The sequence below is a fragment of the Providencia sp. PROV116 genome (assembly GCF_028482485.1).
Lineage (GTDB): Bacteria > Pseudomonadota > Gammaproteobacteria > Enterobacterales > Enterobacteriaceae > Providencia > Providencia rettgeri.
The window spans coordinates 124,510-147,876 of the sequence record NZ_JAMPQO010000011.1 but is presented as its reverse complement, the minus strand read 5'-3'; the positions used below and the strand labels follow the sequence as shown (position 1 = coordinate 147,876).

The window sequence follows — 23,367 nt, the reverse complement described above, 5'->3', positions numbered from 1 at the left end:
CGCCGTCTTAGAATGGTATAAGTATAAATGATAATCATACACATTATCAATTGAGATCTTAGCAGAGAGCTGAATAACCCTATGATAAATAATGCTTTTAGACTCATCGCCGTTTTTCTGACCTTGTGGGGGATGGGCAACGTATATGCATCACAAGCCGTTGATTTCACAGATATGTCAGGGGATAAAATTCGTTTGTCAGCCCCTGCAAAACGTATTGTCGTGATCCCAATCCCTGCCGCTTCGATGTTAGTTGGTATGGATGAAAGCAGTGAAAAATTAGTTGGAATGCATCCTTTTGCAAAGGTTGCTGCGCGATATGGCATGTTAAGCCAAATGTTTTCTCCTGTTTTACAGGTGAATTCAAATGTCGTAGGTAACAACTTTACACCAAATATTGAAGCATTGCTTAATGTGGAGCCCGACCTAGTATGGCAATGGGGTCATCGAGGGGATGATATTATTTCCCCTATGCGTGATGCAGGGCTGACTGTTGCTACGTTAGATTATGGGCAAGAACGCTATACGCAAGAGTGGGTTCGCCTAATGGGACAAACACTTGGCCACAATGATAAAGCACAGAAGATGATCCAGTGGCGCCAACAAGTTGTCGATACACTTTCAGCTACCACCGCTAAAATACCAGAAGCGCAGCAGCCTCGTGTCTTATATCTCTCTCATTTCAACCAAAGTATTCAAACATTTGGCTCAACATCACACAACAATGCCGATTTTGCACTGGCGGGTGGAGTGAGTTTAAATCGCGACCTCACTGGGCCAAGAACGCTCAATATTGAGCAAATTCTTGTTTGGAACCCTGACATTATTCTATTGGGTAATTTCGAAGAGGGGTTATCGCCAGCTGACGTTTATCGCAATCCCATGTTAAGCGAAGTCACTGCAGTGAAAAACCAGCGCGTATATAAGCTTCCTATTGGTGGTTTTATCTGGGATGCACCAAACCAAGAAACACCGCTGTACTGGCAATGGTTATCAATGATTTTTCATCCAGAAACGATGAAAATGCCATTGCGTGAGGAAATTCGCCTGAGATATCAGCAACTTTATGGCTATGACGTGTCTGATGAGCAAATTGACGGCATTTTGCAAATGGAGATGAACAAAAATAGCCAGCACTACATCTCTTTAATGGGGAAACCGCATGCGTAAGCCCCAATATCTTTGGCTCGTTTTCGCCATTTGCCTATTGTTGACGTTTGTTTTGGCACTAAGTTGTGGCCGCTACCCGGTTTCGTTTTCTGCAGTTTGGCATATTCTCTATGACACCATTTTGGGTAACGAGATGATGGGGAACTATAGTCGTACGGAACAAAATGTCGTGTTAAATGTGCGCTTACCACGAGTTCTGATAGCAGGTACAGCAGGGGCTGGGTTGGCGGTTGCGGGGGCGGCTTTGCAAGGCATTTTCCGTAACCCATTAGTTGGGCCGCAAATTATTGGCGTCTCATCTGGAGCCGCATTGGGTGGCGCGCTAGCTATTTTGTTATTTTCTTCTTTGTTGATCACCATTTCATTGGCTTTTGTCGGTGGGTTGTTAGCTATCATGCTAGTTTTTTTACTCGGCTTGAATCGCCAAGGCAGCCAGCTATTAATGTTAATCCTTGCGGGGGTGATTATTAATGCTTTTTTTGCTGCATTAATTTCGTTAATTACCTATTTTGCAGACCCTAATAATACTTTGCAAACTATTGTTTTTTGGCTTATGGGCAGCTTTGCCAGTGCGTCTTATCTTAAACTTAATATTGTTTTTCCTGTTGTTATGGTCTGTGTTTTAGTCATTTTTGCACTGCGTTTTCGTATCAATGTGCTCTCCTTAGGGGAAGAAAATGCACAAGCCTTAGGGATGAAAATTAATAGAACCCGTTGGGCCGTGTTACTCAGCGTGACCTTGATCACTAGTGCGACAGTGGCGGTATCCGGCACCATCGGCTGGGTAGGACTGATTGTTCCGCATATTGCACGGCTAGTGGTAGGACATGATCACCGGATATTACTGCCCGCTAGTGCAGTTATTGGTGGGATTTATATGGTAGCTGTCGACACCTTTGCCCGCAGTATGACGAATGCGGAAATTCCATTAAGTGTGATCACCGCACTAATCGGTGCTCCCATTTTTGCACTACTGATCCATACATTAAATAAAAAGGTGGCCGATTTATGATCCAAGTTGAACACCTTAATTTCAAAATTGCACAGCGCCAGTTATTTACGAATTTAACTTTTCAGCAGCCCAAAGGCAGCATTGGCGCGATTTTAGGGCCGAATGGCCGTGGAAAAACCACCTTATTAAAACTCTTGCTCGGTTTACAAAAAGGATCAACAGGCAATATTTCACTAAATGCCCCCGTCGCTTATGTTCCACAGCTTAGTGGTTCACTATTTCATTATTCTGTTCGCACCATGGTGAGTCTCGGGCGTATTCGTCACTTGCCGTGGTATGCCTCACCCAATGAAAAAGATAACCAAATTGTAGAGCGGTGTTTAGCGTACTTAGGCATAAGTAATTTTGCGGACCAACCCTTTAACTGTCTCAGTGGAGGGGAAAAACAAATGGTTATGATTGCGAGAGCATTAGCCAGTGAACCAAAAATTTTGATTCTGGATGAACCGACATCCGCGTTGGATCTTGCCAACCAAGACAGTGTGCTCAGCGTTTTACGTGATTTAGCCATACATCGCGGAATGACCATCTTATTTACGAGTCATTATCCACAGCATGCGCTGCATATCGCTGACTATTCATTATTGCTGTTTAACAGTAGCGGCTGTTTATTTGGTGAAACTGAACAAATTTTAACGGAAGAAAACCTGACACAACTGTACCAATTACCTGTTGCAATTACGCCAATGGACTATCAAGGCCGGCAGACCCAAGGGGTCATTCCGCTATTTAGATAACTGAATGAAAATGATTAAATTAAGGAATATAAACGATGAGCAATAACACAATAACACCCGCAGAAGCGCTGATTATCAATCAGTTAATTAATTATACCGAACAAGGTATTGCAAGCCGTGTATTAGCGAAAAATGGTGGGGGGAATATCACCTTATTTGCTTTTGATAAAGGCCAAGCGCTATCTGAACACAGTGCCCCTTTTGATGCCATTGTGATGGTTGTTGAAGGGAGTTTACAACTCACGATCGAAGGTAAGTCAGTGATGGCTAAACCAGGGGAAATTGTCAGAATGCCGGCTAATATCCCTCATGCGGTAGATGCGCTTGAACCCGTAAAAATGCTGTTAATTATGTTACGTGAGCCTGAAATGGCTTGTACACACTAACTTGGAGGTGTGAATGGACCAATCATTTACTGCCCATGAAGCAGGGCACAAATTTCTAGCTCGTTTGGGGAAAAAACGCCTACGCCCAGGAGGGAAAGAAGCAACCGAGTGGTTACTTAGCCAATCAGGATTACATAAGAACAGCCAAGTTCTTGAAGTTGCGTGTAATATGGGAACCACAGCTATTGAAATTGCCTCTCAATTTCATTGCCATATTACAGGTATTGATATGGACAAACAGGCGCTTGCACAAGCACAAAAAAACGTTGCGAATAAAGGGTTAACAGAATTAGTGACAATTCAAATGGCAGATGCATCGAAATTACCGTTTGAGGATAACAGTTTTGATGTGGTCATTAATGAAGCCATGCTAACCATGTACGCTGATAAAGCGAAAGCAAAGCTATTGCAGGAGTACTATCGAGTACTAAAGCCAGGCGGATGTTTATTAACCCATGATATTGCATTTAAGGATGCCCAAGCTGTCCAAAATGTGGTTTCTCAAATGCAACAAGTGATTAATGTCAAAGCGCAACCATTACCGGAAACACAGTGGGTGGAATTATTCCAACAAGTGGGCTTTCAGCAAGTGGTATCCCATACTGGCCCAATGACGCTATTATCGCCAAAAGGGTTAATTTACGATGAAGGTGTATTCGGTGCGCTAAAGATTATCCGCAATGCATTGAAGAAAGAAAACCGTCCTCAATTTTTGCGTATGTTCCGTCATTTTCGGCAAAATCGTGGAAAATTGAATTATATTGCAGTCGTTAGCGTGAAGTAACCTATAGGAAGATCTTACGCAGGGATGCGTGATTTGTATTTTTATGTTGAATAACCTTATATTTTATATTGCTAATAATAATAATTCTTATATTTATCTTGATTCTTAGTTACTGTTGATAATAATTATTTGATAAAATAATAAATAGTAATTTAATCATGCATTGTGATTTATTTTTTAGATTCAATAACAGCAATTCTAATAATGTAAAGGTTTAATTTAATGAAAATAAAGCATTTTTTTATTATCTCTCCTTGCTTTTTCCCTTTTATTTCCCCCTCCGTATTTGCCGCTGATAAAAAAGAAGAATCCATAACCGTATCCGCTACACGTGGTTATAAAACCGTTTCAGAAATGGCGCAAACCACATGGGTGATTGATAATGCTGAAATTGAACAGCAAGCTGAAGGTGGAAAAGAGTTAAAAGATATTTTAGCGCAGCTTATTCCAGGAATGAGTGTCAGTGGCCAAGGGCGGACAAACTATGGCATGAATATGCGTGGCCGTTCAATGATTGTGATGGTGGACGGGGTACGCCTTAACTCTTCTCGTAGTGATAGTCGCCAATTAGATTCCATCGATCCTTTTAATATCAATCATATCGAGGTTATTTCAGGTGCAACGGCGATGTACGGCGGTGGCAGTAGTGGTGGCTTGATTAATATCGTGACGAAAAAAGGCCAAGAAGAAAAACAGGTTTCTCTGCAATTAGGTGGAAAAACAGGCTTTAACAATGGTAAAGATCACGATGAAAATGTTGCCGCAGCAGTAAGTGGTGGTAATGAGAACGCTCACGGACGAATTTCTGTTGCTTATCAACGCTATGGCGGTTGGTATGATGGCAAAGGTAATGCGATTAATATTGATAATACCCAAACAGGGCTGCAATTTTCTGATCGCCTAGATGTGATGGCATCAGGTACCATCAAAATCGATGAAAAACAACAGCTTCAAGCCGTTTATCAGCATTATAAAAGTGAGTCTGATGGTAAACACGGCCTCTATTTAGGAAAAGACTTTTCCGCGGTTAAAGGACAAGGTGAAGCTTATAATAGCAGTAAATTAAGCTCTGATCGTTTGCCCGGAACTGAGCGCAATTTGCTCAATTTACAGTATTCAAATGCAGATGTGTTTGGGCAAGATTTTGTTGCTCAAGTTTATTATCGTGATGAATCACAAAAGTTTTATCCCTTCCCAACCTTGACTGGCAAGGATGTTACAAGTATCAGCTCATCGGATCAAAAAACCAATTTTTATGGAACCAAGCTGACATTCAATAGCCAACCTATCGATGAATTAACGTTAACTTATGGTGTGGATGCAGAGCATGAGCAATTTCGTGCGAATCAAATGTTTTTTGATTTAGATAAAGCGAAAGAATCAGGAGGAATGGATTTAACTAAAGCTTTCCAAATCGGCCGCTATCCAAGTTATACCACCACCAATATGGCGACATTTTTACAAAGCAGTTATGACATTACGCCGATGTTCACGTTAAGCGGTGGTGTGCGTTACCAATATACTGAAAATAAAGTGGATGATTTTATTGGTTATGTGCAGCAAGAAGCGATTGCTAATGGTAAAGGTAAATCAGCGGATGCAGTACCGGGTGGGAAAACGGATTACAACAACTTACTGTTTAATGCAGGGCTGCTGGTTAACCTAACTGAAGAGCAACAAACATGGTTTAATTTCTCTCAAGGCTTTGAAATTCCTGATATTGCTAAGTATTACGGAACAGGTGACTATGTGAAGACCCCAGATGCCAATGGCCACTACCATCTCAATAAAAGTGTTAACATTAATGATACCAAGGTAAAAGGAATTAAGGTTAACTCGTTTGAGTTAGGATGGCGTTACACAGGGGAAAACCTGCGCACACAAGTTGCCACCTATTATTCGTTGTCTGATAGAAGTTATGGCATTAATAAAGATGATATGACCATCTATATGAAAACCGATAAACGCCGTATTTATGGGGTTGAAGGCGCGGTGGATTACTTCTTTGCTGATTCAGATTGGAGTGTAGGAAGTAATTTCAATCTACAAAAATCAGAAACTAAAGTGGATGGTAGCTGGGAAAAATGGAGCGTTGACTTCGCGAGCCCGTCAAAAGTGAATGCTTATATTGGTTGGGAACCGAATGATTGGGCACTACGCTTACAAAGCCAACAAACATTCAATTTAACGGATGCGGCAGGTAAGAAACTTGATGGTTATAATACCGTTGATTTATTAGGAAGTTATATGCTGCCAGTGGGTAAAGTCAGCTTTGCAGTGGAAAACCTACTAGATAAAAATTACTCCACAATTTGGGGGCAGCGGGCACAAAGTTTATATAGCCCGAAATACGGAGCTGCAAACCTGTACGATTATAAAGGCCGTGGTCGAACCTTTGCCCTTAATTACAGTGTGACATTTTAATTAATTGAAAATAAGTCACTATGTATTAGTGACTTATTTCTAGCAGATTATTAGCAATAAAAAGTAATGAGATATTCCATGAAATCATTTCTTATAGGGTTATTTTGCTTGCTCAGTTTTTGGTCGCAGGCAAAAACATCAACGGTGATCACTGACTTACAAGGTCGTGAAGTTACTGTTAATCTTCCCGTCGAAAAATTATTTTTGGTGGATAGCCGTGATATTTTGCCAGTGGATATTGCTGCTGGTAAAGAAGGGATATCACGCATTGCGGGTTGGAGTGATTCGCTTACGCAATACGCACCAGATTTAAAACAAGCTTATTTCAGTGTGTTGCCTGAATTAGGCAAAATACCCACGTTAAAGAAAACACGTGAAGCCGGTCTCCAAGTTGAAAAATTGATCGAGTTAATGCCTGATGTGGTAGTTATGCATAAGGCTAATTATGGTGCGATGCGTGATAGTCAAATTTTACCGCAACTCGAAGCTGCAGGTATCCAAGTCATTTTTATTGATTTTCGAATGGATATTGCGAAAAATACGCCGAAAAGCATTTTATTATTAGGAGAATTATTAGGAACACAAGAAAGAGCGGGGCAGTTTGCAACGCTGTATCAAGAGAAATTAGAGGCCATTGAAAGCCAACTATCTCAGCCATTTCCAACTGTTTTGATTGAAGCAAATGCCGGGCTATTTGCGGATAGTTGCTGTCAGCTTTATGGGCGTTCAGGTTATGGTGTTTTAGCATCCTTGGCAGGTGGAAATAATCTTGTTGCAGATAGCTTTCCTGCAAAAGGGGCTGAAAGCTCCATTGAGAATATTATTACATTAAACCCAGAATTCTATTTACTGACTGGCGCTGATTGGCACAATTTTAATCGTCGCTCGCTCGCAGTAAGCTTAGGATATAATGCAGATAAAGCTAACGTGCAGAAGCAGTTATCGGTATTAATGGATAGGCAAGGGATTTCATCATTAACGGCAGTTAAAGAAAAGCGCGTTATGGCGATTTACCATAATTTTTACAACAATCCGATGAACATATTTGCCATTGAAGCTATGGCTAAATTTATGCATCCAGAGCGATTTAGCGCATTAAATCCAGAACAAAACTTAATTGACTTTCAAAAGCAGTTTACAGAGATCCGAGAAACTGGGGTGTTTTGGGTGAATCTATAAAAATAGGATCGCTAACTTTTGTCGGGAATAGAAACTAACAAAAAGTTAGGCGGCTAGTTTATCTCTATATAGCTTTCCATTCATTAACAAACTCTCTGAAATCCCTTGTTCTATCTTATCTCCCAGTTTTTTTATAAACTGGGATTATTGCTATGTTAGTCATGGCAACTAAAAATTTGTTAGCTAGAATCAAGATATAGATCACAAATTGCTCAAATCTTGATTGAGTCTCCATTATGATCTAACTAATATTTAGTTAGGCTTAAAATAAGTTTGGTAGAAAATGAAAATTATCCAAGACAACTTTGAAATGTTATTGGCAGTTATGAAAGGGATTGCGGGCCAATTTGGCGACACTTGTGAAGTGGTATTACATGACCATAGTAAAGGGCTAGAAAGCAGTATTGTTGCAATTATTAATGGTCATGTAACGAAGCGAAAGGTGGGAGACCCAAGTAGTAATTTAGGGCTTGAGGTATTGCGCGGCACTGATGTTGATGGCGACAAATACAATTATTTTACCCAAACCAAAGATGGGAAAATGTTGCGTTCAACTTCAATCTATTTACGTGATGAAACTGGCAAAGTTTCTGGGGCACTTTGTATTAATCAAGATATTTCAGAATTTATTGCTGCAGAAAAAGCTATTCAAGGCATTACACAGCGCAATAGCATTGAGCAGGATACGGTTAAGGAAGTTTTTGTCACGGACGTTAATGAAATATTAGATCACCTTATTCAAGAATGTATGCAGGTTATTAAAGTCCCCGTCATTAATATGGGAAAAAAAGAAAAAATGGATGCAATTAAATTCTTTGATGATAGAGGTGCATTCTTAATCAAAAAAGCAGGTGAGAAAATCTGTGAATTTTTAAATATTTCCAAATATACCCTTTATACCTATTTAGCGGAATTAAAAGGGGAAGACAATAATGAAGAATAAGAGAGGTTTTTATGCCAATAACGCCTTATGTTGCTTTAGATTTACAGCAACTTGAAAAAAATGTCAGAGGCATGACAGGCAAGCTAACACAGCAAGATATTGAACACTGGCCACATATAAAAACGCATAAATCAGTAGAATTAGCAAAATTTGAGATTGCCTGTGGTGCAAAAGGAATTACGTGTGCCACATTGCAAGAAGCGACAGTTATGGCGGAAGGCGGAATTGATCATATTCTACTTGCTTACCCAATGATCGGTGAACAAAAGTGCAAGCAATTTATTGAGTTAGCTAAAAAAATCAGATTAAAAACAATTATTGATAGCCTACAAGGTGCTGAACAATTATCAGTAGCAGCGAAGCAAGAAAACCAAATTATTGAGGTCTATATTGCTGTTGATTATGGTGCTCACCGGGAAGGAATTCAATTAGATGACTTAGAGCCATTTGCACTGGCAATACAAAAATTACCTAATTTGAAAATTATTGGTGTATTTACTTATGCAGGAACAATATACCAATACCGTACAGAGCCTGAAATACGTAAAGCGGCAAAAGCAGAAGCAGAGCTTTTATTATCTTGCCAAAAACGGTTAGAGAAATTGGGTATCGAAGCGCCTCGGACATCTGGCGGCTCAACATTATCTTCATTCTATGCTGATGAATTAAAAGGGATTACAGAGTCACGGGCTGGGAACTTTATTTTTGGCGATATGAATGCTATCTATGGTGGTATTTATACGCCTGAAGATTGCGCTTTAACAATAAGAACAACGGTTGTGAGTATTCCTATTGAGGGGTATGCAACAGTAGATGCAGGGACAAAAACATTAACTTCTGATCAATCCGCAGAACCAGGGTTTGGTTATATAGTGGAAGACCCAAATATAAAACTAGTTAAATTAAATGAAGAGCATGGCTATCTTCGCTATGACCCAAAAAAAATTAAATTAAATATTGGTGATGTATTAAATATTATACCGAATCACAGTTGTGTTATTCCTAACTTAACAAACAAAATATATGCATTAAATAATAATGAAATAGACCATATTATTATACCAGACGCACGATATTAAATATCGGAGAATAAAATGTATAAATTAAATGAACAGCAACAACATGAGTTGCTAGAGCTTCTTTGTGCCTTAATTCGGCATAAATCTGAAAACCCACCAGGGGAAGAACAACAAGTTGCTGAATTTATATATCACTACTTTAAACAAGAAAATATTGATGTTGAAATGCAAGAGGTTGCTCCTGGACGTCCAAATGTTATTGCACATTTAAAAGGTTCAGGAAAAGGTAAACATTTATTATTCAACGGTCATATAGATGTTGTGCCTTGTGGTTGTGGTTGGAGCACCGAGCCATTCGACCCAGTGATTAAAGATGGCAAAGTTTTTGGGCGAGGAGCCGCAGATATGAAGTCTGGTGTTGCTGCAATGATGTATGCGGCAACATTATTAAAGCGTAATCAAGATGCATTTTCAGGTAATTTAACATTAGTATTTAATGTGGATGAGGAGAGAATTAATCTTGGCATGCTGCATTACATTAAAGATGGAATTTCTGCAGATTATGCCATTATTGGTGAACCAACGTCTCTTGGTGTTTGTATCGCACATAAAGGCGTTAGCCGTTATAACTTAAGTACTAAAGGCACCGCGGGTCATGCAGCAAAAACTCGTTATCCTGATAGTGCCATTTCTAAGATGGCCAAAATACTACCTGCGATAGAGCAACATCGCACTTCTGTTGAGGAAATTAGTCACCCACTATTAGGAAATGCTTCAATGATTATTACCACCATAAATGGTGGTACAGCTCCGAATATCGTTCCGCAGCATTGTGATATTGAAATAGATAGAAGACTCGTTCCAGGGGAAGAAAAGCAAGAAATAGAGGCGAGATTGCATCAAGCTATTGCGCAATATAATAAAGGTGAAGAGATAGATTATCACTTAGATAATTACTTATTTATTCCCGCTTCAGATATCCCAGCAGATCACGAATTAACTAAAGTTGCATTAGATACAGTGAGCCGTTTTACAGAAAAAACAGCGCAACCAGAAATATTTGAAGCGACATGTGAGGCGCCTTTTTTCTCGGTTACCAGTGAGATCCCTACACTTATTATGGGACCAGGGGGATTAGCTCAAGCTCATGTTAAAGATGAGTTTGTTGAAATAAAAGAATTATACCTTGCTGCGGAAATTTATTATGACATGGCTAATATCTTGCTCAATAAATAGGAAAATTGAATGAATATTGAAAAAAAATTAGAAGATAAAGGGATTAAACTTGCCACACCAGGGACGCCAAAATTTTCATATGTATCCATTAAGCAGTATGGGGATTTATTATATACATCAGGCCACGATTGCCAAAAAGATGGCGTCTTAATTTATAGCGGTACATTAGGTAAAGAATTAACAGTTGAGCAAGGCCAAGAAGCAGCAAAACAGTGCATTGTTAATATATTTTCCTCGTTGAAAGCATATTTAGGAGATTTAGATAGAATTGATGAATGTATAAAATTATTAGGTTTTGTACAAAGTGCTAATGATTTTAAAAACCAACCACAAGTCATGAATGGAGCTTCAGATTTTTTAATTGAAATACTCGGTGATAAAGGTAAGCATGCACGTTCAGCAATCGGTACGAATACATTACCTTTTGATACGCCAGTGGAAATAGAATTAATATTAAAGTTAAAGTCGTAAATAATAGATAAAAAATAAAGATTATTAATAAAATAAATCTGCGGAGTAAATATTATTCCGCAGGGTCCTGTTACGTCTTAAAGGTACTTAATTATGTCACTACATGCGAGTAAAAGGCTAAAGCGCTGGCAGCTTATTGCGCTTACATTTTTGTTGATAGCAGGTATCATTAATTTTTTAGATAGAGCATCACTCTCTATTGCTAACTCTACAATAAGTAAAGAATTAGGATTTAGTGCAACCCAAATGGGATTATTGTTATCGGTATTTTCATTTGGCTATGCGTTATGCCAACTACCTATAGGTATGGTAATGGAACGCTTTGGGGTTAAAAAGATCTATGGCTTCGGTTTGTTCTTATGGTCATTAGCACAAACCGTGACAGGGCTATTATCTTCATTTACCCATTTAATTATTGCACGGGTTATTTTAGGTATTGGTGAAGCACCGCATTTACCGACAGGCGTTAAAGTCGTTAATGATTGGTATAATATCCGTGAGCGTGGTCTGCCAATGGGGATTGTAAATATGTCCTCTACGCTAGCTCAAGCATTAGCGCCACCTTTGCTCATCGCATTAATGTTAGCTTTTGGCTGGCGTACAATGTTTATTATTATCGGTATTAGTGGGATTATTCTGTCTATACTTTGGTTTATTTTCTATCGTAATCGCGAACAATTAGAATTAACAGATGATGAATTAAACTATTTAAATGACGGTGCTCCACCATCTTCAACGAATAAAGTTTCTTTCAAGGAATGGGCGTCATTATTTAAACAACGTTCTTTATGGGGAATGATCATTGGGTTTAATGGTGTGGGCTATATGGTTTGGTTATACCTCACATGGTTGCCTGCTTATCTTGAAAACTCCAGAGGTTTAAGTCTAGAAAAAACCGGCTGGGTTGCAGCAATACCTTTTTTATTTGGTGCGCTGGGAATGCTGGTAAATGGTGTTGTTGCAGACTATGTGGCGAAACGCGGTGCTGACAAAATGAAAAGCCGTAAGTGGATGATTTGCTTAGGCTTGTTATTCGCTGCGATGTTTACATTGCCGGCCGCTTATACTGACAGTACCTTTTCAGCCGTTGCGTGTATTAGTATGGCACTATTTTCTATTCACTTTGCGGGGACTTCTGCTTGGGGATTGATTTTAGTATCAGTGCCTTCTCGCTTAATCACTTCTGTGAGTGGCATTCAAAATTTCGGTGGTTTTATTGGAGGGTCGTTTGCTCCGATTATTACCGGTATTATTATTGACCAAACACATTCATTTACCTTAGCCCTTGTGGTTTGTGCAACTGTCGCATTCCTAGCATCATTGGTTTATTTCTTCTTTGTTAATGAACCAATTAAAGATCCTGCTGAGATGGAAGTAAAAACAGTCTAATTAAATAATCATAGCCACTTTGTATAAGTGGCTTTTTTATAAAAAAATATATCGTATATTGATGGTCTAATTAAGTAATTGTTCATAGTTATTTGTTTTTATTATTTATTATTCGAATTTTTGACTCGGTATAAATTTAATCATCAAAATTAGAATATGTAAGTTCCATAAATAATATGCTAATAATATTCCGGCACATGATTCTGTGTTTTTAATTTTCAAAGGAGTTCAAAATGAGAAAGGTTATTATATCTAGCGTATTACTTGCTGTATCTACAATTTCATTTAACTCAATGGCGGCAGACAAAAATACGGTTACACCTGAAAATATGACTTGCCAGCAATTTATTAATTTAGACCCTCAGAGCTGGGCACCTATTGCGTTATGGGTAACAAATCAAGAAACGCAATTTAAAGGTGGAGATTATGTTGCGCTAACAGAGCAAAGTGTTGCCGAAGTCCCTCAGATTGTTGAGTTTTGTAAGAAAAAGCCGGAAGGCACTCTACAAGATTATTTAGCATCTAAGAAATAAAGCAAACTATTATGCCATGGAGGGCATAATAGCCATTTCCGATTAGGAAAATAGCTATTATACTGTGGTAGATTAGAAATCTCTATTTTAGAAACATTGAACCGACCTATCTTTATTTCTTTGCCGCTAATTTATCGGTTAAGAAATCGATAAATGCACGTGTCTTAGCCGGTAAAACAAAAGTATTTGGGTAAAGTAATTGAATATTTTGTTTCGGCAAACGGTATTCAGGTAATACATGAACTAAGCGTTCATACCGCAAGTCATCATCAACCATCCAAGCTGGGCATATTGCAATACCTAATGAGGCTAACACCATATGGTGAATAACGGCGGCAGAATTAGACTCATATTGGTTTTTAATTAAAGGTAAGTAATATTTTTCATTTTTTGAATTCTGTAAAAAATATTGAGGATCTTGCCAGTTTAATAGCGCATGGTTAATCCATGGAACATTTGCTAAATCAGTGAGTTGTTTGATTGGGTGTTTTTTTAGAAATTCAGGGGTGGCAACTAAGTAAATTTCATATTCACCCAGTTTTTTCATTTTATGGGATGAATTTTTTAAATTACCTAACCGAATAGATAAATCGAGTTTCTCTGTGATAAGGTCATCTAAGGATGAGTTAAATGAATACTGTAACCTTAGCTTAGGATAAAGGCGGCAAAATTCAGGTAGTAGTGGCAAAATAAAACGTTGGCCAAATTCACTTGTTGATGAAAAGCGCAGCAAACCTACAATATTAGTTCCTAAATTTTGGCTTTTTTCGAAAGCTTCATCTATTTGACTTTGAATACGTTTAAAGTCGTCATAAAAATGTTTTCCCACCTCTGTTAATGCAATATTTCGCGTATTTCGTGTTAGCAAGCTTACATTAAGCTGAGCTTCTAATTGTTTGATATCGACACTCACCATAGAACGGCTTAGCCCTAAAATATCTGCGGCTTTAGTGAATGAGCCCGAATCAACAACTTGTAGAAAACTGATAATCTTTTTGAGATTTTTTTGCATAATAACAATGATTGTTCTTATTTATTAAACAATCATGTTACCTCCCTTGTATCGACAAAGAAAGGACTAAAACTTATTCTTTGCCACCGGAGGAAGTCCATGACTTATCGATACAAAATTGCCACAGTATTTTTACTTGGTTTCTTTATTGATTGTATTAACATTTTTATGTCAGCGATAGCATTACCTGATATTGCATCGTCCTTTTCAGTAAGCCAATCTCAAGTTGCATGGGTTGCCAATGCCTATATTTTAGGTCTAGTTTTAGTGATGCCAATCAGCTTATGGCTAGCAGGTAGGTTAGGCAATCAAAAATTACTGTGTTATTCCATGTTACTTTTTTCTGTTGCTGCTTGGTTTAGTGGAAGCAGTGGTTCAATTTATAGCTTAATTTTTTGGCGCTTTATCCAAGGTGCAGCAGGAGGGTTATTAATTCCGGTAGGTCAGGCGTTAGTTTTCGCATTATTTCCCAATAATGATCGCCAGCGTATATCAACATTGATTATGACTGTAGCGTTAATTGCTCCCGCATTTTCGCCTGCAATTGGCGGCCTAATTATTGATTCTCTGTCTTGGCATTGGGTGTTTTATTCTAATTTGCCTTTCTCATTACTAACAGCAGTACTAGCCTGGAGTTGGATAAAAAATGAAGGAGTAAAAATAAGAGAAAAACCAGATATTTTGGGATTAATAATGGTGAGTTTAAGTTTGTTAAGCCTATTATTATCATTCTCTTTTTATAATGATTATCACAATTTATTATTGGCTTTGGTGAGTTTTTTTACTTCAGCCCTCGTATTTATTGTTTACCTTAAATACGCTAAAAAATGCCGAGAACCTATTTTAAATTTTCAGTTATTAAAGAATTCCAACCTACGCAACGCTTTTATTGTTTACTATGCTGTTCCCGGTATTTTTACGGGAGTTAATTTACTCAATATTTTTAATCTACAAGAAAATATGGGGTTCAGTGCGGCACAAACCGGGCTATTTATGGTGCTATATGCATTGGGGGCAGTAATATCAATGCTAACCGGTGGACGCCTTTATTTGCAGATAGGAAAAAAGCGATTATTTATTATTGGTATTACACTGCATAGCTTTGGTATTTTTCTGCTTTATTGGGTTTCATCTTCAAACCAGCTCAGTTTATTAATAATCGCTTATTTATTGATGGGGATGGGGGGGGGATTGAGCGCCAATACTGCACAAATTAGCTCGTTAATGGATTTTAAAGACAAAGATTTACTTCAAGGTAGCGTATTGTGGAATATTAATCGACAAGTCGCATTTAGTGTTGGTGCAGTCGTATTTATTTCTATATTTAGCTTAACGACTTTCTCGAATAATTTAATACGTTATCAATATACGTTTTTTATCGCATCAATACTCGGGTTACTTTCATTAATTTCAGTGATCAAGGAAAAATAAATGAGTGAAACAATGAAAAGAGCGCTGCAAAGCGTAGTGGATTTACATGTTTTAATTGAAGATGTATTTAAGGGACGAAATAGCGATAAAAGCTTATCTCTTTTATTAAGCAGTTTTGATGACAACTTCAAAATGGTCACAATACAAGGCTATTGCATTGGTTTAAATGACGTCACCACGTTATTTAGCCAAAATATTGGGACTCGAGCATCATTTACGACAAGATGTACTAATCTGGTTCCATTAAGAGAGGATAATGGCTATTGCTGGATTCAATATCAAGAGAAACAGCAAATTAGTGATATAGAAACATTACGAACTTCCGTTGTTTGCATTAGAGTGGAAGCGGAGAAATGTTATTGGGTTTATCTACATGAAACTCCGGTACTTTCAACTCAAACGGATTAAAATAAGAATAAAACGGCTAAAGGCCGTTTTTTCAAAGAGTAAAAAAATATAAGTGATAAATGATATCTATTCTCATTTTTATTGACCGTCGGTCGGTCGAATATTATCATATTGCTATGATCGATGATGAGGTATAAAAATGAGACGGCTTTTTTTGATCCTAGCAGTTTGCTTGGGTACCTTTATGGCAACGTTAGATATCAGTATTGTAAATGTTGCACTACCTGCTATTGGGCGTGACCTCAAGGCTCATATGTCAATGCTACAATGGATTATTGACGCCTATGCGTTATGTCTGTCAGCGTTGATCCTATCTGTTGGCCCGATAAGCGACCGTTATGGGCGTAAAAAAATTTGGTTAACAGGGATTGTTATCTTTACTCTAGGATCTGCAATTTGTGCATTTTCTGCGTCGCCACACATGTTGATAGCGGGGCGGGTTATCCAAGGAGTCGCTGCTGCTGCTTTAATTCCAGGGGCACTTTCTATTATTACGCAAGCTTTCTCGAATGATATCGAGCGCATCAGAATTATTGGTATTTGGTCAGCAGTGAGTGCACTTTCGTTAATTATTGGTCCTATTTTAGGGGGCTTTTTAGTCGATAGCTTCGATTGGACAACGATATTTTTAATTAATATCCCGATTGGACTACTGACATTACTGTTAGGCTGGTTAGGTATACAAGAAAGTGCAGATCCAGATAAAGCCGCATTAGATCCAATGGGACAAGTTTTAAGTATCATTGCGTTAGGTGGGTTAACTTTTGCTTTAATCGAAGCTGGAGAACACGGTTGGGGCAGTTACCTCACATTGAGTGGGTTAATCATTGCGATTTTTGCATGCTTAGGGTTTATTTGGGTTGAACTTCACGTAACTCGGCCATTATTACCGCTTTTTTTATTCAAAAAAAATCCTTTTTTCTTTCAATATAATATGGCGTCTTTTGCTTTGGGTTTTGCAACTTACAGTAATGTATTCTTCATCGCACTATTTTTGCAAAAAGGCCAAGGGTGGGGGGCATTTGAAGCCGGGATCCGCATGGCTCCTGAGTTTATTGCCATGGCTATTTTTTCATTTTCTTTTGGTAAACTGTCTCGCCGTTTAAGCGTGCGAAACCTCATGATTTTGGGTTTTATTTTAATTGCATTGGCTTCATTATTATTAACTCGTGTGAATACTGAAACACCTTATATTCCTATTGCGATAACCTTATTTATTTTGGGGGCTGGAATGGGGATGTCTACCCCAGCAATTGGGGCACTGGTTATGGCGAGTGTTGATAAGGCCTATTCTGGTATTGCTTCTGCGGTCATGAACGCATTAAGGCAAACAGGTATGACCCTTGGCATTGCTTTTTTAGGGACATTGATGACACATCGCGCTGTAGAGCAGCTATTACAGGATAACAAGCTGGCCATGATGTTGTCGGCACAGGAAATCGAACGTTTGATTCAAACTTCCTCGGTGATGCCATCAACATTTATTGAGCAGGCAACGCGTTCTGCTTTTGTTTCCGGTTTTAATCTGGCGATGTTAGGTGGCGCGATAGCGATATTGATAACGTTATGTCTGATGGCAAGGAATAAATCAGAGAATTAGCGAATATTGGGTAGTAAGCATAAAAAAACACCTGCCGGAGCAGGTGTTTTTAGATATAAATGAATCAATTATTCGTCAAGGAAGCTGCGTAGCACTTCTGAGCGGCTTGGGTGACGTAATTTACGTAACGCTTTCGCTTCAATCTGACGGATACGTTCACGGGTAACATCAAACTGTTTACCAACTTCCTCAAGGGTGTGGTCAGTATTCATGTCGATACCAAAACGCATACGCAGTACTTTTGCTTCACGAGCGGTTAAGCCTGCTAACACTTCGTGAGTTGCAGAGCGTAAGCTTTCTGATGTTGCAGAGTCTAAAGGCAGTTCTAAAGTGGTATCTTCAATAAAATCACCTAAATGTGAATCTTCATCATCACCAATAGGGGTTTCCATTGAAATCGGTTCTTTAGCAATCTTCAGTACTTTACGAATTTTATCTTCCGGCATTAGCATGCGTTCTGCCAGTTCTTCTGGCGATGGCTCACGGCCCATTTCTTGCAGCATTTGACGAGAGATACGGTTCAGCTTGTTGATAGTTTCAATCATGTGAACCGGGATACGAATAGTACGTGCTTGGTCAGCGATTGAACGCGTGATAGCCTGACGGATCCACCAAGTCGCATAAGTTGAGAACTTATAGCCACGGCGATATTCAAACTTATCAACGGCTTTCATCAGACCGATGTTACCTTCTTGAATCAGGTCAAGGAACTGCAAGCCACGGTTGGTATATTTCTTAGCAATAGAAATTACCAGACGTAAGTTTGCTTCAACCATCTCTTTTTTCGCACGGCGTGCTTTCGCTTCACCGATAGACATACGACGGTTGATATCTTTAACTTGTTCGATTGTCAGACCCGTTTCTTCTTCAATTTGGCGCAGTCTTTGTAGGCAACGCAGAATTTCTTCTTCAACTTCAAGTAATTTTTCTGACCAAGGCTTGTTCATTGCTTTTGCAGCAGTTAACCAAGTTTCACTGGTCTCATTACCACTAAATAAAGTAATGAAGTTTTTCTTCGGCATTTTACATTGTTCAACACACAGTTTCATGATGGTACGCTCTTGTAAGCGAACTCGGTCCATCATTTCACGCATGTTATTGACCAAATAGTCAAATTGCTTAGGAACTAAACGGAACTCTTTAAATACTTCGGAAAGCTGCTCGATAGCGGCAGCCGTTTTCGCGTCACTACGACCATATTGTTTAATATGTTGACGCGTTTTTTCATATTGCTCACGAAGATCAGAGAATTTTTGACGCGCTAATTCAGGATCGATGCTGTTATCGTCATCGCTATCGCTGTCATCGCCGTCTTCATCTTCTTCGTCTTCGTCATCGTCTTTATCAAGCTCTTCTTGTGGTAATTCAGAGCCAACGTGAGTCGCTGTTGGTGCGAGATCTTCTTCCGCGTTAGGGTCAACAAAGCCGGTGATTAAATCAGATAAACGGCTTTCTCCTGCTTCAACACGGTCATACTGCTCAAGAAGATAGGTGATAGCCTCAGGGTATTCAGCTACAGAGCACTGAACCTGATTTATCCCATCCTCGATACGTTTTGCAATGTCGATTTCGCCTTCTCGAGTGAGAAGCTCGACGGTTCCCATTTCGCGCATATACATGCGGACAGGGTCGGTTGTACGGCCGATTTCACTTTCAACACTGGACAGCACTTGTGCAGCGGCTTCAGCTGCATCTTCATCAGTATCGGAAGTATTTTCAGCCAAAATTAAATCATCGGCATCAGGTGCTTCTTCCATGACCTGGATGCCCATGTCATTAATCATCTGAATGATATCTTCGATTTGATCTGAATCGACGATATCTTCCGGCAGATGGTCGTTGACCTCAGCATAGGTTAAGTAACCTTGCTCTTTACCCTTGGTTACGAGTAGCTTAAGCTGCGACTGCGGGTTTTGCTCCATAAGACGGTATCCACACTTCTGAGTATTTAGATTGGTGTCGGTCGGCGAAACATTCGGCCAACAAGAACATACAAAGGGAACATTTATTATTTGCTACGCCCTTTATTTTTCGTAGCATTTTACAGGCATCTGCCTTGTGTTTATCGGCACTTAAGCCGTTTAAAATACTAATTCTGTTTTGGGTTGATACTATGTTTTCACTCTAGAAAGAGTGATTAAGCGGACTTCTTCGCGCTCTTCTGGGGTCAGCCCTTCAGTTCGTTCTTTTGCTATTAAGTAGTCAAAACGTTCGTCGAGTGCGCTGTTAAATAGATGGTTTAAGGCATCTATAAAAGTATTTTCCGCTATCTCCTCTATTTCTATATCGTTCCACGTTGCGAGTTTTTCAAGCTGTTTCGCAAATTTATTATCACGATAACGCTCTAGCAACTGCCCAGTTGACATTCCGGGGGTGGAACGGCAGACATCGACCAATTCCTGAAATAGAGAAAGCCCCGGCATTTGAATATGGGCAATTCCCTCTAATGAGGGAACAAGTTCCGAAAAGTTCGGATTCTGTACCAACAGCGCGATAAGTATTCGCATTGTGGTTGGTTTTAATTTGGGCGCCTGATAGTTAACTTGTTCTGTGCTCTCTCTATCAATCATAGCAAGAACTTGAGAAATATCCGGTATACCAATAAAATTTCCTAGCTCTTGTGCCATATAAAGGCGCAGTGTTTCACCAGGTATTTGTTTAATCAAAGGGATAGCCAGTTTACTAAATTTTGCTTTCCCTTCTTGTGTTTTTAAATCTACCTGTGGCACAAGTGAATCAAATAAAAAAGCAGAAAGGGTTTGAGCATCTTTCATACGTTGCTCAAAAGCGTCTTTGCCTTCTTTTCGTACTAATGAATCTGGGTCTTCACCGTCGGGTAAAAACATAAAACGCAATTGACGGCCGTCAGTCAGATAAGGCAGTGCTGTTTCAAGTGCTCGCCATGCCGCTTCTCGGCCAGCGCGGTCTCCATCATAACAGCAAATAACCGTATCTGTTGAACGATAAAGTAACTGAATATGTTCTGAGGTTGTTGATGTGCCAAGTGAAGCAACCGCATAGCGGATATCGTACTGAGCAAGTGCAACAACGTCCATATAGCCTTCAACTACCAGTAATTTTGATAATTCATTACTGTTTTGTGTTGCTTCATAGAGGCCAAATAACTGACGGCCTTTATGGAAAATATCTGTTTCGGGGGAGTTTAAGTATTTAGGGAGAGCATCTCCTAATACGCGCCCACCGAAGGCAATCACACGACCGCGCCTATCCCGAATTGGGAACATGACACGCTCTCTAAAGCGGTCATAGACTCGGCCATTATCATTTGTCACTAACATGCCTGCATCATCAAGCTGTTTGCGACTTTCTGGGTTTACAGCGAATTTTTTGAGCAAATTGTCCCAGCCCGCAGGGGCGAAACCAATTGAAAAATGCTCAATAATTTCGGCACTTAAACCACGTTGGCTTAAATAATCTTTCGCTTTATTAGCTGAAGAATGACTTAAGGCAGCACAGTAAAATTGATTAATTTTTTCCATCAACTGATATAAATTTTGTCGTTGATGAAGTTCTATTTGGCTTGAACCCGTTCCTTTTTCGTAAGGAACATCAAGGCCATGTAGTGCAGATAATTCTTCAATGGCTTCAACAAAATCGAGTTTGTCATAGTTCATTAAAAAATCGATAGCGTTGCCATGAGCACCACAACCAAAACAGTAATAAAATTGTCTTTCACCATTTACGGTAAAAGAAGGTGTTTTTTCATTATGGAACGGACAACAAGCGTGATGGTTTTTACCCTGTTTTTTTAACGGGACTTTTGCATCGACTAAATCAATGATGTCGGTTCTTGCTAACAAGTCATTGATAAATGAACGCGGAATTCGTCCAGCCATAAGCCTCTTTTTCGCCTGTTGATGAACGATAATAAGCCGCGCTTCCTTTAGGAAAGCACGGCCTTTAACTGCTTAGCTATGTACTACTACAAAAACTGGAGTGACTACAAGAGAAACTAAAGTTTTGTATTAGCTATCGTCTACAATGAATGCGGCTTTCACCGCAAACAATTAATACAGACGAGTACGGCGTGCGTTTTCGCGAGCCAGTTTCTTAGCGTGACGCTTTACAGCTGATGCTTTAGCGCGTTTACGTTCAGTCGTTGGTTTTTCATAGAATTCACGACGACGAACTTCAGCTAAAACACCTGCTTTCTCACAGGAACGTTTGAAACGACGCAGTGCAACGTCGAATGGCTCGTTTTCACGTACTTTAATTACCGGCATGTGCCTCTCACCTCAATAGAAATCGGTTTGTTGCTGGTACTGATTCACCAGCCTTCATTTAAAATGGTGCGGAATTTTACTTCAATGAGTACGGGTTTGTAAAGTGCCGTATAAAATTGAATCACACAAGATTACCTGATTTGCAGTTCATTTGATGAAAAAGCAAACAAAACCAGATAATAATGAGAATTAGCCACACGAAATTTTTATTACAGGGGACTGATTATAGACTATACAGTCAGGAAAGTCAGCCTTTTGACAACATTAATTACGCGATTGAACGAAAATAGTGATAGACTTGCGGTTATGCAATAAACAAGGGTAGTGCAATGCGTGTTTTAGGTATCGAAACCTCTTGCGATGAAACTGGTATCGCAATCTATGATGATGAGCATGGCTTATTAGCCAATCAATTATACAGCCAAATTAAAGTTCATGCAGACTACGGTGGTGTCGTGCCTGAATTGGCTTCACGCGATCATATTCGTAAAACAGTGCCGTTAATTCAAGCAGCGTTGAAAGAAGCCAATTTAACAAGTCAAGACATCGACGCTGTAGCCTATACTGCGGGTCCAGGTTTGGTTGGGGCTTTAATGGTTGGTGCAACAGTAGGGCGTTCATTAGCTTTTGCCTGGAACGTTCCCGCCGTGGCCGTTCACCATATGGAAGGCCATTTATTGGCACCGATGTTAGAAGAGAAAAGCCCTGAATTTCCTTTTGTCGCGTTACTGGTTTCTGGTGGGCATACTCAGCTTATCAGTGTGACCGGAATTGGTGAGTATGAGCTGCTAGGCGAATCCATCGATGACGCAGCAGGCGAAGCGTTTGATAAAACAGCAAAACTATTAGGTTTAGACTACCCTGGTGGCCCAGTGTTATCTCGCATGGCGGAGCAGGGTACTGCAGGTCGTTTTGTGTTTCCTCGCCCAATGACCGACAGACCAGGGCTGGATTTCAGCTTCTCTGGGCTAAAAACCTTTGCAGCCAATACCATCCGTGAAAATGCGGATGACGACCAAACTCGTGCGGATATTGCGAGAGCCTTTGAAGATGCCGTGGTCGATACTCTGGCAATTAAATGCAAACGCGCTTTAGAACAAACAGGTTTTAAACGTTTGGTGATGGCGGGGGGTGTTAGTGCTAATCGCGCACTTAGAGCTAAAATGGAAGACGTTCTCAAGCAGCGTGGTGGTGAAGTTTTTTATGCTCGCCCTGAATTTTGTACGGATAACGGCGCAATGATCGCGCTGGCGGGGCTTATTCGCCTTAAAGGTGGAACCACTACAGGGCTTGGGGTGACGGTTCGCCCACGTTGGCCTTTGGCAGAATTGCCCCCGCTAGAAAAATAGTGTTGTTGGTGTATCTCTATTTTTGTAAAAGGGCTGGGAT

General features: G+C 39.6%; 21 protein-coding genes. 17 read left to right on the top strand and 4 right to left on the bottom strand.

The window, feature by feature from the left end:
* Positions 1–81: 81 nt before the first annotated feature.
* The 13 genes from PSE72_RS08760 (at position 82) to PSE72_RS08700 (ending at position 13,283) form a co-directional block, all read left to right on the top strand.
* Positions 82–1,170, top strand: a complete 1,089-nt coding sequence (locus PSE72_RS08760; RefSeq protein WP_217007790.1) for an ABC transporter substrate-binding protein — start codon at positions 82–84, stop codon at positions 1,168–1,170.
* A complete protein-coding gene (locus PSE72_RS08755; RefSeq protein ID WP_115167823.1) occupies positions 1,163–2,182 on the top strand; it encodes a FecCD family ABC transporter permease in 1,020 nt (339 codons plus the stop codon). The genes PSE72_RS08760 and PSE72_RS08755 overlap by 8 nt, the downstream gene beginning before the upstream one ends.
* Positions 2,179–2,919, top strand: coding sequence for an ABC transporter ATP-binding protein (locus PSE72_RS08750; protein WP_115167822.1), 741 nt, complete (start codon positions 2,179–2,181; stop codon positions 2,917–2,919). The genes PSE72_RS08755 and PSE72_RS08750 overlap by 4 nt, the downstream gene beginning before the upstream one ends.
* A 35-nt stretch (positions 2,920–2,954) precedes the next feature.
* Positions 2,955–3,305, top strand: a complete 351-nt coding sequence (locus PSE72_RS08745) for a cupin domain-containing protein (protein WP_115167821.1) — start codon at positions 2,955–2,957, stop codon at positions 3,303–3,305.
* Between the two features lie 13 nt (positions 3,306–3,318).
* Positions 3,319–4,089 (top strand): class I SAM-dependent methyltransferase, encoded by a 771-nt coding sequence (locus PSE72_RS08740; protein WP_115167820.1) that lies wholly within the window; start codon positions 3,319–3,321, stop codon positions 4,087–4,089.
* Positions 4,090–4,311: 222 nt separating this feature from the next.
* Positions 4,312–6,513: a TonB-dependent siderophore receptor gene (locus PSE72_RS08735; RefSeq protein WP_115167819.1), complete on the top strand. Its 2,202-nt coding sequence runs from the start codon at positions 4,312–4,314 to the stop codon at positions 6,511–6,513.
* Between the two features lie 78 nt (positions 6,514–6,591).
* Positions 6,592–7,692: an ABC transporter substrate-binding protein gene (locus tag PSE72_RS08730; RefSeq protein WP_004908526.1), complete on the top strand. Its 1,101-nt coding sequence runs from the start codon at positions 6,592–6,594 to the stop codon at positions 7,690–7,692.
* 283 nt (positions 7,693–7,975) lie between these two features.
* Positions 7,976–8,635, top strand: coding sequence for a helix-turn-helix transcriptional regulator (locus PSE72_RS08725; protein WP_109911762.1), 660 nt, complete (start codon positions 7,976–7,978; stop codon positions 8,633–8,635).
* Positions 8,636–8,646: 11 nt separating this feature from the next.
* Positions 8,647–9,714, top strand: a complete 1,068-nt coding sequence (locus PSE72_RS08720; RefSeq protein WP_115167818.1) for an alanine racemase — start codon at positions 8,647–8,649, stop codon at positions 9,712–9,714.
* Positions 9,715–9,729: 15 nt separating this feature from the next.
* Positions 9,730–10,890 carry a M20 family metallopeptidase gene (locus PSE72_RS08715; protein WP_109911764.1) on the top strand — a complete coding sequence of 387 codons (1,161 nt, stop codon included), beginning with the start codon at positions 9,730–9,732 and terminating at the stop codon, positions 10,888–10,890.
* 9 nt (positions 10,891–10,899) lie between these two features.
* The gene (locus PSE72_RS08710; RefSeq protein WP_110731723.1) at positions 10,900–11,361 is read left to right on the top strand and encodes a RidA family protein; all 462 of its coding nucleotides are present in this window, start codon (positions 10,900–10,902) and stop codon (positions 11,359–11,361) included.
* A 93-nt stretch (positions 11,362–11,454) separates the two neighbouring features.
* The gene (locus PSE72_RS08705) at positions 11,455–12,750 is read left to right on the top strand and encodes an MFS transporter (RefSeq protein WP_115167817.1); all 1,296 of its coding nucleotides are present in this window, start codon (positions 11,455–11,457) and stop codon (positions 12,748–12,750) included.
* A 233-nt stretch (positions 12,751–12,983) separates the two neighbouring features.
* Entirely contained in the window at positions 12,984–13,283 is a 300-nt protein-coding gene (locus tag PSE72_RS08700; RefSeq protein ID WP_004908543.1) for an HdeA/HdeB family chaperone, read from the top strand.
* A 112-nt stretch (positions 13,284–13,395) separates the two neighbouring features.
* Here PSE72_RS08700 and PSE72_RS08695 read toward each other — a convergent pair whose 3' ends face one another.
* Positions 13,396–14,295: a LysR family transcriptional regulator gene (locus PSE72_RS08695; protein WP_004908546.1), complete on the bottom strand. Its 900-nt coding sequence runs from the start codon at positions 14,293–14,295 to the stop codon at positions 13,396–13,398.
* A 99-nt stretch (positions 14,296–14,394) separates the two neighbouring features.
* On the opposite strand from PSE72_RS08695, the gene PSE72_RS08690 reads away from it, so the two are divergent.
* The 3 genes from PSE72_RS08690 to PSE72_RS08680 all read left to right on the top strand — a co-directional run bounded on the left by PSE72_RS08690 (position 14,395) and on the right by PSE72_RS08680 (position 17,734).
* Positions 14,395–15,726 carry an MFS transporter gene (locus PSE72_RS08690; RefSeq protein ID WP_272687985.1) on the top strand — a complete coding sequence of 444 codons (1,332 nt, stop codon included), beginning with the start codon at positions 14,395–14,397 and terminating at the stop codon, positions 15,724–15,726.
* Complete coding sequence (locus PSE72_RS08685) at positions 15,727–16,134, top strand: hypothetical protein (protein WP_109911767.1); 408 nt, start codon at positions 15,727–15,729, stop codon at positions 16,132–16,134.
* Between the two features lie 139 nt (positions 16,135–16,273).
* Entirely contained in the window at positions 16,274–17,734 is a 1,461-nt protein-coding gene (locus PSE72_RS08680) for an MFS transporter (protein ID WP_109911768.1), read from the top strand.
* Between the two features lie 68 nt (positions 17,735–17,802).
* Here PSE72_RS08680 and rpoD read toward each other — a convergent pair whose 3' ends face one another.
* The 3 genes from rpoD to rpsU form a co-directional block, all read right to left on the bottom strand.
* On the bottom strand, positions 17,803–19,743 hold the full coding sequence (rpoD, locus tag PSE72_RS08675) for an RNA polymerase sigma factor RpoD (RefSeq protein WP_109911769.1): 1,941 nt from the start codon (positions 19,741–19,743) through the stop codon (positions 17,803–17,805).
* A 102-nt stretch (positions 19,744–19,845) separates the two neighbouring features.
* Positions 19,846–21,591, bottom strand: coding sequence for a DNA primase (gene dnaG / locus PSE72_RS08670; protein ID WP_004908557.1), 1,746 nt, complete (start codon positions 21,589–21,591; stop codon positions 19,846–19,848).
* 171 nt (positions 21,592–21,762) lie between these two features.
* A complete protein-coding gene (gene rpsU, locus PSE72_RS08665) occupies positions 21,763–21,978 on the bottom strand; it encodes a 30S ribosomal protein S21 (RefSeq protein WP_001144069.1) in 216 nt (71 codons plus the stop codon).
* 329 nt (positions 21,979–22,307) lie between these two features.
* Here rpsU and tsaD point away from each other — a divergent pair, with 329 nt between their 5' ends.
* The gene (gene tsaD, locus PSE72_RS08660) at positions 22,308–23,327 is read left to right on the top strand and encodes a tRNA (adenosine(37)-N6)-threonylcarbamoyltransferase complex transferase subunit TsaD (protein ID WP_004908561.1); all 1,020 of its coding nucleotides are present in this window, start codon (positions 22,308–22,310) and stop codon (positions 23,325–23,327) included.
* The last annotated feature ends 40 nt before the right edge of the window (positions 23,328–23,367 follow it).